The organism is Pseudomonas sp. 30_B (assembly GCF_017491605.1).
Classification (GTDB): Bacteria; Pseudomonadota; Gammaproteobacteria; order Pseudomonadales; family Pseudomonadaceae; genus Pseudomonas.
In genome coordinates this window covers 1-476 of sequence record NZ_JAFGYY010000265.1, presented here as the reverse complement: position 1 = coordinate 476, position 476 = coordinate 1, and the positions used below count along the sequence as shown (strand labels likewise).

Below are 476 nucleotides of genomic sequence, written 5' to 3'. Positions count from 1 at the left end.
GCCAGGCGTTCCCGAAGATGGTGCTGATCGGCGACATCGTCGGCGACGACGCCGATGCGGTCGCGCACGCGACATCGGAAGTCGTGCGCATGGCCAACGGCAAGAGCGGCGAGGGCTTCGTCGCGGTGAGCGCGGAGGCGCGCAAGCGCTTCTGGCTCGACCGCAGCCGCACCGCCGCGATCGCGAAGCACACGAACGCGTTCAAGATCAACGAGGATGTCGTCATTCCGCTGAACCGGATGGGCGAGTACACGGACGGCATCGAGCGCATCAACATCGAGCTGTCGATCAAGAACAAGCTGCAGCTCGTCGACGCGCTCGAGGCGTTCTTCGCCGCGGGCAACCTGCCGCTCGGCAAGAGCGACGACGCAAGCGAGATTCCGAGCGCCGAGCTGCTCGAGGACCGCGTGCAGCAGGCGCTCGAGTTGCTCAAGCGCGTGCGCGCGCGCTGGTCGTTCCTGCGCGAGAAGCTCGAC

At 66.8% G+C, this 476-nt stretch carries 1 protein-coding gene; it reads left to right on the top strand.

Features of this window, described 5'->3' with window-relative positions; translation table 11 throughout:
• Nucleotides 1-17: 17 nt before the first annotated feature.
• The coding region (locus J5M67_RS28225; RefSeq protein ID WP_207888648.1) for an FAD-binding oxidoreductase at nt 18-476 on the top strand (459 nt) is incomplete at its 3' end.